Annotated in this window: 14 protein-coding genes; 4 read left to right on the forward strand and 10 right to left on the reverse strand. The window is 65.5% G+C overall.

The genetic code is table 11. The annotated features are described in order from the left end of the window. Window positions 1-768 (forward strand): cyclopropane mycolic acid synthase family methyltransferase (locus tag A5688_RS10080; protein WP_068268145.1); only part of this gene is annotated, 768 nt, incomplete at its 5' end. Window positions 769-828: 60 nt separating this feature from the next. On the opposite strand, the gene A5688_RS10085 is transcribed toward A5688_RS10080, so the two are convergent. The 4 genes from A5688_RS10085 to A5688_RS10100 all read right to left on the reverse strand — a co-directional run bounded on the left by A5688_RS10085 (window position 829) and on the right by A5688_RS10100 (window position 5173). Next, window positions 829-1689: a cyclopropane mycolic acid synthase family methyltransferase gene (locus A5688_RS10085; RefSeq protein WP_068268146.1), complete on the reverse strand. Its 861-nt coding sequence runs from the start codon at window positions 1687-1689 to the stop codon at window positions 829-831. A 95-nt stretch (window positions 1690-1784) separates the two neighbouring features. Further along, window positions 1785-2648 (reverse strand): 3-hydroxybutyryl-CoA dehydrogenase, encoded by an 864-nt coding sequence (locus tag A5688_RS10090; protein WP_067910258.1) that lies wholly within the window; start codon window positions 2646-2648, stop codon window positions 1785-1787. Between the two features lie 176 nt (window positions 2649-2824). Next, the gene (gene aceA / locus A5688_RS10095) at window positions 2825-4111 is read right to left on the reverse strand and encodes an isocitrate lyase (protein ID WP_067837548.1); all 1287 of its coding nucleotides are present in this window, start codon (window positions 4109-4111) and stop codon (window positions 2825-2827) included. 267 nt (window positions 4112-4378) lie between these two features. Next, window positions 4379-5173 carry an acyl-[acyl-carrier-protein] thioesterase gene (locus A5688_RS10100; protein ID WP_067837551.1) on the reverse strand — a complete coding sequence of 265 codons (795 nt, stop codon included), beginning with the start codon at window positions 5171-5173 and terminating at the stop codon, window positions 4379-4381. Between the two features lie 161 nt (window positions 5174-5334). Between A5688_RS10100 and ramB the strand changes: the two genes are divergently transcribed. Both ramB and A5688_RS10110 read left to right on the forward strand, forming a co-directional pair. Beyond that, window positions 5335-6750 (forward strand): acetate metabolism transcriptional regulator RamB, encoded by a 1416-nt coding sequence (ramB, locus tag A5688_RS10105; RefSeq protein ID WP_067910255.1) that lies wholly within the window; start codon window positions 5335-5337, stop codon window positions 6748-6750. Then, on the forward strand, window positions 6747-7313 hold the full coding sequence (locus A5688_RS10110; protein WP_067837555.1) for a carboxymuconolactone decarboxylase family protein: 567 nt from the start codon (window positions 6747-6749) through the stop codon (window positions 7311-7313). Before ramB ends, A5688_RS10110 begins: the two co-directional genes overlap by 4 nt. On the opposite strand, the gene A5688_RS10115 is transcribed toward A5688_RS10110, so the two are convergent. From A5688_RS10115 to exaC, 6 genes are read right to left on the reverse strand one after another with little or no spacing between them, the layout of a single operon-like run. Further along, the gene (locus tag A5688_RS10115) at window positions 7308-7589 is read right to left on the reverse strand and encodes a hypothetical protein (protein WP_067837559.1); all 282 of its coding nucleotides are present in this window, start codon (window positions 7587-7589) and stop codon (window positions 7308-7310) included. The genes A5688_RS10110 and A5688_RS10115 overlap by 6 nt on opposite strands. 7 nt (window positions 7590-7596) lie before the next feature. After that, on the reverse strand, window positions 7597-8994 hold the full coding sequence (gene lpdA / locus A5688_RS10120) for a dihydrolipoyl dehydrogenase (protein WP_067910252.1): 1398 nt from the start codon (window positions 8992-8994) through the stop codon (window positions 7597-7599). Between the two features lie 49 nt (window positions 8995-9043). Then, entirely contained in the window at window positions 9044-9661 is a 618-nt protein-coding gene (locus tag A5688_RS10125; RefSeq protein ID WP_207546638.1) for a hypothetical protein, read from the reverse strand. Beyond that, window positions 9654-9932, reverse strand: a complete 279-nt coding sequence (locus A5688_RS10130; RefSeq protein WP_207546639.1) for a putative holin — start codon at window positions 9930-9932, stop codon at window positions 9654-9656. Before A5688_RS10130 ends, A5688_RS10125 begins: the two co-directional genes overlap by 8 nt. 19 nt (window positions 9933-9951) lie before the next feature. Next, window positions 9952-10440 (reverse strand): DUF779 domain-containing protein, encoded by a 489-nt coding sequence (locus tag A5688_RS10135; RefSeq protein WP_067837691.1) that lies wholly within the window; start codon window positions 10438-10440, stop codon window positions 9952-9954. A 58-nt stretch (window positions 10441-10498) separates the two neighbouring features. Continuing rightward, a complete protein-coding gene (exaC, locus tag A5688_RS10140; protein ID WP_067837565.1) occupies window positions 10499-12022 on the reverse strand; it encodes an acetaldehyde dehydrogenase ExaC in 1524 nt (507 codons plus the stop codon). Between the two features lie 76 nt (window positions 12023-12098). Here exaC and A5688_RS10145 point away from each other — a divergent pair, with 76 nt between their 5' ends. Next, on the forward strand, window positions 12099-14141 hold the full coding sequence (locus A5688_RS10145; protein ID WP_082955084.1) for a prolyl oligopeptidase family serine peptidase: 2043 nt from the start codon (window positions 12099-12101) through the stop codon (window positions 14139-14141). Window positions 14142-14148 lie beyond the last annotated feature (7 nt).

The following is a 14148-nucleotide window of genomic DNA, read 5'->3' on the forward strand; positions in this document are numbered from 1 at the left end:
TACACCTGCGCCTACTTCGAGCGCGACGACATGACGCTCGAAGAAGCTCAAATCGCGAAGTTCGACCTGGCGCTGGGAAAGCTGAACCTCGAGCCCGGGATGACGCTGCTGGACATCGGCTGCGGCTGGGGCGGCGCCCTGAAGCGGGCTGTCGAGAAGTACGACGTCAACGTCATCGGAATCACGCTGAGCCGCAATCAGTTCGAGTACAGCAAGAACAAGCTGGCCGCGTTGCCGACCGACCGCAACATCGAGGTGCGCCTACAAGGCTGGGAAGAGTTCGAAGACAAGGTCGACCGGATTGTCACGATCGGCGCCTTCGAAGCTTTCAAGATGGAGCGCTACTCGGCATTTTTCGAGCGCGCGTACGACATCCTTCCCGATGACGGCCGCATGCTGTTGCACACGATTTTGGCGTATTCCCAAAAGCAGCAGCATGAGCGCGGTGTTTCGATCACGATGAGCGATTTGCGCTTCATGCGATTCATCGGCCAGGAAATCTTCCCCGGCGGACAGCTGCCGGCGCAGGAGGATATCTTCAAGTTCGGTGAGGCTGCTGGCTTCTCGATCGAACGGGTGCAGTTGCTGCAGAAGCATTACGAGCGGACCCTCAACATATGGGCGGCCAATCTGGAAGCCAATAAGGACAAGGCGATCGCTGTCCAATCGCAAGAGGTCTACGACCGTTACATGCACTACCTGACGGGGTGCGAGAACTTCTTCCGCAAGGGCGTCTGCAATGTGGGGCAGTTCACGATGGTCAAGTAGGACAAAGCAATTCAGCCCCGAACGTGATTCGTTCGGGGCTGATTGCTCGTTGTGGTCCGGTTACTTTTCCAGCGTGAATTGATTGACGTCGGTGTATCCCTCACGGAACAGCTTCGCGCAGCCGGTCAGGTACTTCATGTACCGGTCGTAGACCTCGTGGGACTGGATCGCCAGGGCCTGCTCGCGATTGGCCTCGAGGGCTTCGGCCCACAGGTCCAGGGTTCTGGCGTAGTGCAATTGCAGCGACTGGACGCGGGTCAACTCGAAGCCCGTCGTCACCCCATACTCGCCGACGGTCTGCGGGGTCGGCAGCCAGCCGCCGGGGAAAATCTCGGCCAGAATGAATTGCGAGAACTGGACGATCTCGTGGGTCAGTGTCATGCCCTTGGCCCGGGCGTCCTTGAACGACGGACGAACGATGGTGTGCAGCAACATCACTCCGCCGGGCGGCAGCGCCTGGTAGGCCATCTTGAAGAAGCGGCCGTAGCGTTGCCGGCCGAAGTGCTCGAACGCGCCGATCGACACGATGCGGTCCACCGGCTCGTGGAACTTCTCCCAGCCTTCCAGCAGCACACGTCGGGTGCGGGAGGTATCCATCTGGTCGAAGGACTGCTGCACGTGCTCCGCCTGGTTCTCCGACAGCGTCAGGCCCACGACGTTGACGTCATATTTCTCGATGGCCCGCCGCAGCGTGGCGCCCCAGCCGCAACCGATGTCCAGCAGCGTCATCCCGGGCTCGAGGTTCAGCTTTCCCAGCGCCAGGTCGAACTTCGCGATTTGAGCTTCTTCGAGCGTCATGTCGTCGCGCTCGAAATAGGCGCAGGTGTAGCCCATTGTCGCGTCTAGGAATAATGCGAAGAATTCATCCGAGACGTCGTAGATGGACTGCGACTCCTCGTAGTACGGTTCCAAACTTGTCATGCTCGATGTAGACCTTTCGTCCTATTCAACGCGAGCATACTAACCGACCGTCCGGTGGCCAGCCGTCTGGGCACGGACGGGTAGTGAGACGTTACTCAATAGGTATAGAACCCCTGGCCCGCCTTCTTGCCGAGCCGGCCGGCCTCCACCATACGCAGCAATAGCGGCGGCGGTGCGTACTGCGGTTCCTTGAACTCCTCGAACATCTTGTCCGCGATCAACTTCAAGGTGTCCAAACCGACCAGGTCGGACAGCCGCAGCGGGCCCATCGGGTGCGACAGCCCGGCCACCACGGCCTTGTCGACGTCTTCGACGGTGGCGAAGCCGGCTTCCACCATGCGGATGGCCGACAGCAGGTAGGGCACCAGGAGCGCGTTGACCACGAACCCGGATCGGTCGGAGCAGCGCACCACCTGCTTGCCCAGCACCGCGCTCGCGAATTCCTCGGTGCGGGCGGCGGCGGCGTCATCGGTGACCAGCGTGCTGACCAACTCGACCAACGGCAGCACCGGGACCGGGTTGAAGAAGTGCAGACCGAGCACGCGTTGCGGGTTCTTGGTGGCCGCGGCGATCTTCATGATCGGGATGCTGGAGGTGTTGGACGCCAGCACCGCTTCGGGGTCGGTAATCACCCGGTCGAGTTCGGCGAACACCTGCGCCTTGACCGCATCGTCCTCGATGATCGCCTCGATGACCAACTGGCGGTCGGCAAGGTCCTTCAGGTCTGTGGTGAAGGTCAGCTTGCTCAGCGCCCGGTCGCGTTCCCGCTCGGTCACCTTGCCGGCGCTGACGCCGCGCTCCAGCGACTTCACGATGCGGTTGCGTCCGGCCGTGATCAGGGCCTCGGTGGTCTCGAACACCGTCACGTCGACACCGGCGCGGACGGAGACCTCGGCGATGCCGGACCCCATCTGGCCGGCCCCGACAACGCCTACCCGCTGAATCGTTGCATCACTCACTGTCTTCTCCGGTGTCGTATCGTCTTGCACCGCAATAGGCCCCGCCCAGCTTTAGCCGGGCGGGGCCTACGCTACTTCATCTCATTTTCGGCGGCGGCGTGCGCCGCGACCTCGCGGGCTCAGTGACTCAAGCCGTCGGTTTCACTTCGTCCTCGCGGGCCGAGGCCCGCTCGTCCTCAGTGAAACTGGCCCTCTTCGGTGGAGCCGGTCAGCGCGGTGGTCGACGAGGTCGGGTCCACGGTGGTGGCGATGCGGTCGAAGTAACCGGCACCCACCTCGCGCTGGTGCTTGGTGGCGGTGTAGCCACGCTCCTCGGCGGCGAACTCGCGCTCCTGCAGCTCGACGTACGCGCTCATCTGGTTGCGGGCGTAGCCGTAGGCCAGATCGAACATCGAGTAGTTCAGGGCGTGGAAGCCGGCCAGCGTGATGAACTGGAACTTGAATCCCATTGCGCCAAGCTCCTTTTGGAACTTCGCGATGGTGGAGTCGTCCAGGTGCTTGCGCCAGTTGAACGACGGCGAGCAGTTGTAGGCCAGCATCTGGTCGGGGAACTCGGACTTGACGCCCTCGGCGAACTTGGCGGCGAGCTCGAGGTCCGGAGTTCCGGTCTCCATCCAGATCAGGTCGGAGTACGGCGCGTAGGCCTTGGCCCGCGCGATGCACGGCTCCAGGCCGTTGCGGACGCGGTAGAAGCCTTCCTTGGTCCGCTCCCCGGTGATGAACGGCTGGTCGCGCTCGTCGACGTCGGAGGTGATCAGGGTGGCGGCCTCGGCGTCTGTCCGGGCGATGACGACGGTCGGAACGTCGCACACGTCGGCCGCCAGGCGGGCCGAGGTCAGGGTCCGGATGTGCTGCTGGGTCGGGATCAGCACCTTGCCGCCCAGGTGGCCACACTTCTTCTCCGAGGCCAGCTGGTCCTCCCAGTGCGATCCCGCCACACCGGCGGCGATCATGGCCTTCTGCAGTTCGTAGACGTTGAGCGCACCACCGAAACCGGCCTCGCCGTCCGCGACGATCGGGGCCAGCCAGTTCTCCACCGAGGTGTCACCCTCGACCTTGGCGATCTCGTCGGCGCGCAGTAGCGCGTTGTTGATCCGGCGGACCACCTGCGGCACCGAGTTGGCCGGGTAGAGGCTCTGGTCGGGGTAGGTGTGGCCGGACAGGTTGGCGTCACCGGCGACCTGCCAACCCGACAGGTAGATGGCCTTCAGGCCGGCGCGGACCTGCTGCACGGCCATGTTGCCGGTCAGGGCGCCGAGCGCGTTGATGTACTCCAGGTCGTGAAGCTGCTCCCAGAGCACCTCGGCGCCGCGGCGGGCCAGCGTAGCCTCCTCGACGACGGTGCCTTGCAGCGCGACGACGTCCTGGGCGCTGTAGGTCCGGTTGACACCCTTCCAACGCGGGTTGGTGTCCCAGTCCTTCTGGATCTGCTCGGCGCTCTTGGGGGTGCCAACGACAGACATTGGGCATGCTCCTTCACGATCTTCACTACTGAGTTGCTGGATGCTTCACCGGCCGTAGCTAGCGGCTCAACTTCACTGGTGTGCTAACTCGAAGATGGCACAGCCTGACCATGCATTTCCACCCGTTTCATTTGCCAATTTCGGCAACGGCTTCGCGCGAAATTGCAAATTTTGCGAAGATGAACGGTAACTGAACCGTTTCAGAAGCTACCCGCCAGTAACCGGAATCCGCAGGTCAGCTGGCAATTTAACGGGACGCTTGTCCGGTTAGCGATTGAAGAGCGCGGCGACCGCTTTGGTCTCGTCGCCGACCGCATATGTGAGCGTTGTAACAGGCCGATCGACGAGCCCGGGACCGAATTGTTCGGTCGATCCGGCCGGATGGATGTGCGAGATGATCTCCAGCTTGTCGCCCAGCGCCACCGGCGCCTCGTGCTCGATGGTGATGCGCAGCGGCCGCGCCATCAACGCCAGGTGCGACGCCAGATAGTCCTCGATGACGCTCCAGTACACCGAGTTGTTCATGTGGTCGAACAGGTCGATGTCGGTGACCCGGAGCGGAAACTCGTGAATCTCGACCGCGTCGTCGCGGCTGCCCGGCTTCAGATAGCCCTTCCACCGCAGCCGGTCGACGGACGTGGTCTTGTGCAGGCCCGCCAGGAAGTCGTCGGAGATGCGCGACGGCATCTGGGTTTCCCGGTTGATGTTGATCCAGAAGGCCTCGGACTCGATCAGCCCGCCCTTGCGGCCGTCGACCCGGACCCGCATCTCGCACCACCGGTTCGAGGTGCCCGAACACCAACGCCGGCACCGCAGCATGTCCTGGAATTCGATCGGGCGGATCAGGTCGAGCATCGTGCGGCGGACGATCCACAGCGGGTGGGTTTCCTCGAAGCCCATCTCGCGCAGCTGGTCCTGGCCGATGTCCTGAATATGCCGGCACGCCGCGTCCAGGCGCAGCCGGCCCGTGCGATCGATGTCGGCCACCCGCAGCGGCCATTCGCGGTCGAACACGTCGGGGTGGCCGTCGGGAACCGGCATCAGTTCTTTGTCCAGGCTCACGGCTTCGCTCCCCGTTTCCTCCTCGTGGGCACCCCAGGCCAGTCCTCGGGCCTCCGTTGCGAATCATGCCAACGACCTGGGCCAAAAACCAATTGCGACGCGACCGTGCTTGCTGCCAACTCTGCGAACCAGACCTTCGCATAGCCGGTAACCTCGGAGAAGTGTCCAAAACGTTCGTCGGCTCCCGCGTTCGCCAGCTGCGCAACGAACGCGGGTTCTCCCAGGCCGCCCTGGCTCAGACGCTGGAGATCTCGCCGAGCTACCTCAACCAGATCGAGCACGACGTTCGCCCGCTGACGGTGGCCGTGCTGCTGCGCATCACCGAGGTTTTCGGGGTGGACGCGACCTTCTTCTCCTCTCAGGACGACACCCGGCTGGTCGCCGAGCTGCGCGAGGTCACCATGGACCGGGATCTCGACATCGACGTCGACCCGACCGAGGTCGCCGAGATGGTCAACGCCCATCCCGGGTTCGCCCGTGCGGTGGTCAACCTGCACCGGCGCTACCGGATCACCACGGCGCAGCTGGCGGCCGCCACCGAGGAGCGGTACTCCGACGGCAGTGGCAGCGGGTCGATCACCATGCCGCACGAGGAAGTGCGCGACTACTTCTATCAGCGGCAGAACTACCTGCACGAGCTGGACACCGCCGCCGAGGACCTGACCATCAAAATGCGATTGCACCACGGCGATTTGGCGCGTGAGCTCACCCGTCGGCTCACCGAGGTGCACGGGGTGCACATCAACCGCCGGATCGATCTCGGCGACACCGTGCTGCACCGTTTCGACCCCGAGACCAAGACGCTGGAATTCAGCAATCACCTGTCGCTGGGGCAGCAGGTGTTCAAGATGGCCGCCGAGCTGGCGTACCTCGAGTTCGGGGATCTCATCGACACTTTGGTGGAGGAGGGCAAGTTCACCAGCGACGAGTCGCACACGCTGGCCCGGCTGGGATTGGCCAACTACTTCGCCGCGGCCGCCGTGCTCCCCTACCGCCAGTTCCACGACGTCGCGGAGAATTTCCGCTACGACGTCGAGCGGCTGTCGTCGTTCTACTCGATCAGTTATGAGACCATCGCGCACCGGCTTTCGACGTTGCAGCGGCCCTCGATGCGCGGCGTGCCGTTCTCGTTCGTCCGGGTCGACCGGGCCGGCAACATGTCAAAACGTCAGTCCGCCACCGGTTTTCACTTCTCCTCCAGCGGAGGCACCTGCCCGCTGTGGAATGTCTACGAGACGTTCGCCAATCCGGGCAAGATCCTGGTGCAGATCGCCCAGATGCCCGATGGCCGCAACTACATGTGGGTGGCCCGCACCGTGGAACGTCGCGCGGCCCGGTATGGTCAGCCGGGTAAGACCTTCGCGATCGGCTTGGGCTGCGAGCTTCGCCACGCGCACCGGCTCGTCTACTCGGAAGGACTCGACTTGTCGGGGGAAATAGCGACACCGATCGGCGCGGGCTGCCGGGTCTGCGAACGCGACAACTGCCCGCAGCGCGCCTTCCCGGCGCTCGGCCGCGCGCTCGATCTCGACGAGCACCGCAGCACGGTGTCCCCCTACCTGGTGACCCAACCATGAGTACCGCACCGGACGGCCGCATCCCGTCGGGCCGGTTTCGCGAACTGGGGCCGATCAATTGGGTGGTCGCGAAGTTGGGTGCGCGCACCGTCGGCGCCCCGGAGATGCACCTGTTCACCACCCTGGGCCAGCGCCGGCTGTTGTTCTGGACGTGGCTGGCGTACGGGGGCCGGTTGCTGCGCGGCAAGCTTCCCACCATCGACACCGAATTGGTGATCCTGCGGGTGGCGCACCTGCGCGCATGCGAATACGAGTTGCAGCACCATCGCCGGATGGCGCGGGCGGCCGGGCTGGATGCGGACCTGCAGACCGCGATCTTCGCCTGGCCCGAGCAGCTGGACCCGGTCGAGGCCCGCCTGACCGTGCGTCAGCAGGCGCTGCTGGCGGCGACGGACGAGTTCGTCCAGGACCGCACGGTCACCGCCGATACCTGGCGTCAGCTGGCGACTCATCTGGATCGGCGGCAGCTGATCGAATTCTGCTTGCTGGCAAGCCAATACGATGGACTTGCCGCGACGATGTCCGCGCTCGAGATTCCGCTGGACAACCCGCACCGGTCATAGATAGACGTCGGTGAGGATGGCCAGCGTCAGGATCACCGGAAGTACCGGCAGCGCGAAGGCGAACGCGCCCCAGGACTGCTTGCCGCGCCGTCGCTGCCGCACGCCCCACACCGCCGCGCCGATCCCCAGCACCACCGATGCCAGCAGCACCAGCGGGCCCCACTGGCCGGCCGTCGCGTTGTCGCCGTTCGAAATGGCCAGCAACCACAGGACATAACCGGTCGCCAGGCCGGCGACGGCACCCGCGATGGTCTGGGGGCTGACGGTGCGCATGATCGGCGGGTCAGAAATTGATCATGTGCCCGACCAGGCCGTGGAAGCATTCCTGCAGCGCCTCGGACATGGTCGGGTGGGTGTGCACGTTGCGCGCCAGCTCGGTGGCGGTCAGATCCCACTTCTGGGCGAGTGTCAGCTCCGGGAGCAGCTCGGAGACGTCGTGGCCGACCAGGTGTCCGCCCAGCAGCTCACCGTATTTGGCGTCGGCGATCAGCTTGACGAACCCGCTGGGGTCGCCCACGCCGTGGGCCTTGGCGTTGGCGGTGAACGGGAACTTCGCCACCACGACGTCGTGGCCTTCGTCGCGGGCCTGCTCCTCGGTGAGTCCGAAGCTGGCGACGTTCGGCTGGCAGAACGTCGCGCGCGGCAGCATCCGGTAGTCGCCGAGCGCCAAAGTCTCGGCGCCGGCGATGGTTTCGGCGGCCACCACCCCCATGGCCTCGGCGACGTGGGCCAGCATCAGCTTGCCGGTGACGTCGCCGATCGCGTAGATGTGTTCGATGTTGGTGCGCATGTAGTCGGTGATCCCGATGGCCTTGCGGTCGGTCAGCGCGACACCGGCCTTCTCCAGGCCGAAGCCCTCGACGTTGGGCGCAAAACCGATGGCCTGCAACACCTTCGCGGCCTTGAGTTCTTGTGAGTTGCCGTCCTTGCTGACGACGACGGTCACCTCGGAGCCGTTGTCGTTGATGGACTCGACTTTCGTTCCTGTCAGGATCTTGACGCCCAGTTTCTTGAACTGCTTCTCGACCTCTTTGGAGACCTCGGCGTCCTCGTTGGGCAGCGCGCGCGGCAAGAACTCGACGACGGTCACGTCGACGCCGTAGTTCTTCAGGACGTAGCCGAACTCCATGCCGATCGCGCCACAGCCGGCGATGATGATCGATTCCGGCAACTCCCGGGACAGGATCAGTTCTTCGTAGGTGACCACGTTTTCCGACAGCGACGTGCCGGGAACCAGGCGGGTGCTGCTGCCGGTGGCGATGATGGCGTTGTCGAACGTGACGGTCTCGGTGCCGCCGTCGTTGAGGTCGACCGACAGCGTGTTGGCGTCGGTGAACCGGCCGTACCCGTGGATCTCGGTGATCTTGTTCTTCTTCATCAGGAAGTGCACGCCGGCGACGCGGCCCTCGGACACTTTGCGGCTGCGGTCGAACGCGATCCCGTAGTCGAAGGTCGCCTCGCCGCTGATTCCGAAGGTCTTGGCCTCCTTGGTGAAGATGTGCACGAGTTCGGCGTTGCGCAGCAGCGCCTTGGACGGGATGCAGCCGACGTTGAGGCAGACCCCACCCCAGTACTTCGGTTCGACGACTGCGGTGTTCAAGCCCAATTGCGCGGCGCGGATGGCTGCGACATATCCGCCGGGACCGGCCCCGAGGACGACGACGTCATAGTGAGAAGTCACGAGCCCACCCTAGTGCGCCGTGACCCCTGGTGGCCGCCCGGGCGAGGCGTCAATACGGAATGACGCCGACCAGACAGTGCCCCACTCGCTCGCAGTGGTAGTAGCCGTACAGGGGCGCCGCGGCGACCAGCGCCGCGAACGGGCCGGACATCACCGCCACCGAGAGCGCCGACACCAGCGGCCTGCCCTGGGTCATCGCCAGCATCACCGCGCCGACGATGCACGCCACCACGTAGGCCAGGACCGCGAACAGCGCCGCAGTCTTGTCGGCCGAGTGGTACCACCAATAGAACAGGCCCAGCCCGATCACGGCCGCCACCGCCCATACGCCGAAGAGCACCAGGGCCAGCTTCCACCACTTGAGGTAGAGGTACCGGCCGGGCACGTTGATCGGTTGCACCGGGCCGGCGGGCTCGGGCGGCGCTTCGTCGGCGTCCGGCGTGGGCGTGGTGTCCCCGTCCTCCGCGGTCTCGGTGGAGGGCGCGGGCTCGGTCGCGACGGGGTGCTCGCCGGTGTCGTCATCGAAATCGGGGACCCATGACTGGGTGCCGGTGTGCTCGGAGTCGTCTTCGCCATCCGAGAAGTCCGGCACGAAGGCCTCGGTGCCGGGGCTCGAGGCGTCCTTACCGCCAGGTGCGTCGTCTTCAGGCGCCTTGTCGTCAGGCACCGGCGGTCACCCGCAACGCGACCAACATGCCGAACCAGCCCGGCGCCACCGACAACAGGAACGCGCCCAGCATGGTGACCCACCGGCGTCCGGAAAACAGGATCGTCGCCAGCCCGACCACGCTGAGGATGCCGACCCCCGACGCGAGGGCGACGCCCGGGCGGACACTGCCGTGGATCGCCACGGCGCACGCCACACCCGCCAAGAGTCCGACCGCACTGCCGATCAACATGGCGCTGGCCAACAACCACGGACGCGGAAGGGGAATCACTTTCCCGACTGTACTGCGGTTACCGGCGCAGGGGGCTCGTCCCCGTCGCCGCGTCGGCCACCACCGGACCCCGGGTCGCGGGGCGTTCACCGCGTTCGTAATCGGCGCCGGTGATCACCGCCGCGGCGGCCAGCGCGGTCCGTTCCTCGTCGGTGAAGACCCGGCCGCGGGACAGGAACCGCACCCCGTCGGGCGCCTCCAGGCTGAAACCGCCGCCGCGGCCCGGCACCACGTCGATGACCAGTTGGGTGTGCTTGTCGCGATAGTGGGCCGTGTACTGCGGACCCGAAATCCACACCGGCACCCCGTCTGTCCCGACGTCGAGGACGCCGAGCAAGACGTCGCGGTCGCCGACCAGAAAGTCGCCCAGCGGGTAACACATCGGCGACGACCCGTCGCAGCAGCCGCCGGACTGGTGGAACATCACCGGGCCGTGGCGGTCCTGCAGGCGCGCGAGCAGCTCGGCGGCGCCGGCCGTGATAACCACCCCGGCTGGCGGGAGACCCATGACGCCCATCCTCCTCCGTTTTTCCGGTCGCTCTGCTCCGTCTATCGTCGCCGGCGCATCAGAAGAACCCTTGCGCCTTCTCGGAGTAGGACACCATCAGGTTCTTGGTCTGCTGATAGTGATCGAGCATCATCTTGTGGTTCTCCCGGCCGATGCCGGACTGCTTGTAGCCGCCGAACGCCGCGTGCGCGGGATAGACGTGATAGCAGTTCACCCACACCCGGCCGGCCTGGATGTCGCGCCCGGCCCGATACGCGGTGTTGCCGTCGCGGCTCCACACCCCGGCGCCCAGGCCGTAGAGGGTGTCGTTGGCGATCGAGATCGCGTCGTCGTAATCGGCGAACGACGTCACCGTCACCACCGGCCCGAAGATCTCCTCCTGGAAGACGCGCATCTTGTTGTTGCCGCCGAAAATCGTCGGCTGCATGTAGTAGCCGCCGGACAGGTCGCCGCCGAGCTCGGCGCGTTCGCCGCCGGTGATGATCTTGGCGCCCTCGTCCTTGCCGATTTCGATGTAGGACAACACCTTCTCCAGCTGGTCGTTGGATGCCTGCGAACCCAGCATGGTCTCGCTGTCCAGCGGGTCGCCCTGGCGGACCGCCTTGGTGCGGATCGCGGCCAGTTCGAGGAACTCGTCGTAGATGTCGGCCTGGACCAGGCTGCGCGACGGGCACGTGCACACCTCGCCCTGGTTCAGGGCGAACATGGTGAAGCCCTCCAGCGCCTTGTCCTGATAGTCGTCGGCCTTGGCCATCACGTCGGAGAAGAAGATGTTGGGACTCTTGCCCCCGAGTTCCAGGGTGACCGGGATCAGGTTCTGCGATGCGTACTGCATGATCAGTCGCCCGGTGGTGGTCTCTCCTGTGAACGCGATCTTGGCGATCCGGTTGCTCGACGCCAGCGGCTTGCCGGCCTCTGCGCCGAACCCGTTGACCACGTTGAGGACCCCGGGCGGCAGCAGATCACCGATCAGTGACATCAGGTAGAGCACCGAAACCGGTGTCTGCTCGGCGGGTTTGAGCACCACCGCATTGCCGGCCGCCAGCGCGGGCGCCAGTTTCCACGCGCCCATCAGGATCGGGAAGTTCCACGGGATGATCTGCCCGACCACGCCGAGCGGCTCGTGGAAGTGGTAGGCCACGGTGTCCTCGTCGATCTGCGACAGCGAGCCCTCCTGCGCGCGCAGCGCCCCGGCGAAATACCGGAAGTGGTCGGCGGCCAACGGAATGTCGGCGGCCAGCGCCTCGCGGATCGGCTTGCCGTTGTCCCAGACCTCGGCCACCGCCAGCGCGGCGGTGTGCTCCTCGATGCGGTCCGCGATCTTGTTCAGGATCGCCGCCCGCTCGGCGGGTGCCGTCTTGCCCCAGCCCGGAGCCGCAGCGTGCGCGGCGTCGAGCGCTTTCTCGATGTCGGCCTCGTCGGAGCGCGCCACCTCGCAGAACGTCTGGCCGGTGACCGGGGTCGGGTTCTCGAAGTAGCGTCCCTTCGCCGGCGCAACCCACTGCCCCCCGATGAAGTTCTCGTAGCGGGATTCATATGACATCAATGCCCCGGCAGAACCCGGACGTGCGAAAACAGTCATCTGCTCTCACCCCTCGTTCGGCTGTGTAATTCACCTCACACTACCGCCGGAGCCACAATGGATTTCTATGGCTTCTATGACGTCGCAAGCTCACGCCGCCCCGCACGACAACGAAGATCCGTACCTGTGGCTCGAGGACGTCACCGGTGACGAGGCGCTGGATTGGGTGCGGGCCCGTAACGAGCCGACGCTGGCGCGCTTCCGCGACGAGAATTTCGAGCGGATGCGCGTCGAGGCGCTCGAAGTGCTCGACACCGACGCCCGCATCCCGTATGTGGTCCGCCGCGGCGAGTACCTCTACAACTTCTGGCGCGACGCGGCCAACCCCCGCGGGCTGTGGCGGCGCACCACGCTGGACAGCTACCGCACCGACTCCCCCCAGTGGGATGTGCTGATCGACGTCGACGAGTTGGGCCGGGCCGACGGCGAGAAATGGGTGTGGGCCGGCGCCACCGTCATCTACCCCGAATACACCCGCGCGCTGGTCAGCCTGTCCCGCGGCGGCTCCGACGCCTCCATCGTGCGTGAATTCGACATGCTGACACGGGAATTCGTCGACGACGGGTTCGAGCTTCCGGAAGCCAAGTCGCAGGTCAGCTGGGACGACCCGGACACCGTGCTGGTCGGCACGGACTTCGGCGCCGACTCGCTCACCGATTCCGGTTACCCGCGGGTGGTCAAGCGGTGGCGCCGCGGCACCCCCCTCGCCGACGCCGAAACGGTCTTCGAGGGGGCACGTTCGGACGTGAACGTGGTGGCAAGCACCAGCCGGATTACCGGCTACGAGCGCACCCTGATCGGCCGGGCTTTGGACTTCTGGAACGAAGAGGTCTACGAACTGCGCGGCCCGGAGCTCATCCGCATCGACACCCCCACCGACGCCAGCGTGAGCCTGCACCGCGAGTGGCTGTTGATCGAGTTGCGCAGCGACTGGTTATTGGGCAACGCCACCTATACCGCCGGGTCGCTGCTGGCCGCCAACTATGAGGAATTCCTCGCCGGCACAGCGCAATTGCAGGTCGTCTTCGAACCCGACGCGCACACGGCCCTCAACCACTATGCGTGGACCAAGGAGCGGCTGCTGATCGTCTCACTGGCCGACGTGGCCAGCCGCGTGGAGATCGTCACGCCCGGCAGCTGGCGGCGTGAGCCGGTGGCCGGCATTCCGGCCGCGACCAACACCGTCGTCGTTTCCGCCGACGACACCGGCGACGAATTCTTCCTGGATTCGAGCGGATTCGACTCGCCGTCGCGGCTGATGCGCGGAACCGACGGCGCGCAACTCGAACAGATCAAGTCCGCACCGGCCTTCTTCGATGCCGAAAATATCACGGTGGCACAGCATTTCGTCGCCTCACAGGACGGCACGCCGATCCCCTACTTCGTGGTGCGTCCCGGCGGCCCGCAAGCGTCCGACGGCCCGGCGCCCACCCTGCTCTACGGCTACGGCGGCTTTGAATCGTCGAACACCCCGGGCTACAGCGGTGTGCTGGGCCGGCTGTGGCTGGCCCGCGGCGGCACCTACGTCCTGGCCAACATCCGCGGCGGCGGCGAGTACGGCCCGGCCTGGCACACCCAGGCGATGCGCGAGGGCCGGCACAAGGTGGCCGAGGACTTCGCCGCCGTGGCAACGGATTTGGTGGAGCGCGGCATCACCACGGTCGACCAGCTCGGCGCGCAGGGCGGCAGCAACGGCGGCCTGCTGATGGGCATCATGTTGACCAAGTACCCGGACAGGTTCGGCGCCCTGGTGTGCAGCGTTCCGTTGCTGGACATGAAGCGCTATCACCTGCTGCTCGCCGGCGCCTCCTGGATGGCCGAATACGGCGACCCGGACAATCCGAAGGATTGGGCGTTCATCTCCGAATACTCGCCGTACCAGAACGTTTCGGCGACGCGCCACTACCCGCCGGTGCTGATGACGACGTCGACCCGCGATGACCGGGTGCATCCGGGTCACGCCCGCAAGATGACCGCGGCACTTCAGGCCGCCGGTCATCCGGTCTTCTACTACGAGAACATCGAGGGCGGGCACGCCGGCGCGGCCGACAACGAGCAGGTCGCATTCAAGTCGGCGCTGACCTATTCGTTCCTGTGGCAGATGCTCGCCCGCCCCTAAGATCATC

Origin of the sequence: Mycobacterium mantenii, assembly GCF_001667865.1 — a bacterium.
Taxonomy (GTDB): Bacteria; Actinomycetota; Actinomycetes; order Mycobacteriales; family Mycobacteriaceae; genus Mycobacterium; species Mycobacterium mantenii_A.